Origin of the sequence: Micromonospora arida (genome assembly GCF_003857035.1) — a bacterium.
In the GTDB taxonomy this organism is placed as follows: Bacteria; Actinomycetota; Actinomycetes; order Mycobacteriales; family Micromonosporaceae; genus Micromonospora; species Micromonospora arida.
Genome location: NZ_QGSY01000097.1, coordinates 1 through 1,286, shown reverse-complemented (window position 1 = coordinate 1,286; position 1,286 = coordinate 1). Strand labels below are relative to the sequence as shown.

At 74.3% G+C, this 1,286-nt stretch carries 1 protein-coding gene; it reads left to right on the top strand.

Features of this window, described 5'->3' with window-relative positions:
• Nucleotides 1–40 precede the first annotated feature (40 nt).
• Entirely contained in the window at nucleotides 41–1,222 is a 1,182-nt protein-coding gene (gene coaE, locus DLJ58_RS04495; RefSeq protein ID WP_124853992.1) for a dephospho-CoA kinase, read from the top strand.
• Nucleotides 1,223–1,286 lie beyond the last annotated feature (64 nt).

Here is a 1,286-nt window from a genome sequence, read left to right as displayed (position 1 = left end):
GGGTTTGGCGACGGGCTTGTCGATCCGGTTGACTGTTCGGGTGCTGAGGGTGGGGTTGACCGGCGGGATCGGGTCAGGCAAGAGCGCGGCGGCGGCGCGGCTCGTCGAGCGGGGCGCGGTGCTGATTGACGCCGACCGGGTGGCCCGGGAGGTGGTGGCGCCGGGTACGGACGGGCTGGCCGAGATTATCGCCGCCTTCTCCGACGCGGTCGTGGACGCCGACGGCGCACTGGACCGTGCCGCACTGGGAGCGGTGGTGTTCGCCGACGAGACCGCCCGCCGTCGGCTGGAGGCGATCACCCACCCCCGGGTCCGTGCCCGCACCGCGGAGCTGACCGCCGCGGCGGCACCCGACGCGATAGTCGTCAACGACGTACCGCTGCTGGTCGAGGTGGGTCTCGCGCCGACGTACCACCTGGTGGTCGTGGTGCAGGCGGCCGTGTCGACCCGACTGGAGCGGCTGGCGCGCGACCGGGGGATGGGTCGCGCGGAGGCCGAGCGGAGGATCGCCGCCCAGGCCGACGACGCCCGCCGTCGGGCGGCGGCGGACGTGGTGCTGACCAACGACGGGAGCCTTTCGGCGCTGCACCACGCCGTCGACCTGCTCTGGAAGCAGCGGTTGGTGCCCTACGAGGACAACCTGCGCCAGCGGCGGGTGGTCCCGCCGGACGCGGCCGAGCTGGCCGGGGCCGACGCGAGTTGGCCGGAGCAGTACGCGCGGCTGGCCGCCCGGATCCAGCATGCGCTCGGCTCGGATGCCCTACGGATCGATCACATCGGTGCGACGGCGGTGCCCGGCCTGGCCGCCCAGAACGTCATCGACGTGCAGGTGGCGGTCTCCAGCCTCGCCGACGCCGACGGGCCGTTGGCCGATCGGCTGGCGTACGCCGGGTTCCCACGGGTGCCGGGGCAGTGGTGGGACGACCCGCGCCCGGCCGGCAAGGGGCGGTGGGAGAAGCGGCTGCACGGCAGCGCGGACCCGGCCCGCCCGGTTCGTCTGCACGTGCGGTTGGCGGATTCGCCGGGCTGGCGGTACGCGCTGCTGATGCGCGACCACCTGCGTGCCGACCCGGATCAGCGGGCCGCGTACCTGCTGTTCAAGCGGGACCTGATGGACGCGGCGCCGGAGGCCGGCGATTCCGGCACGGCCCGCAACCCATGGTTCGACGAGGAGTACCTGCGGGCCGAGCAGTGGGCGGAGCAGACCGGCTGGCACCCCTGAGGCGTCGGTCAGCGGGCACCGGGTCGGGGGGTCGAAGGTCGGGGGGTCGAAGGTCGAGGGGCTG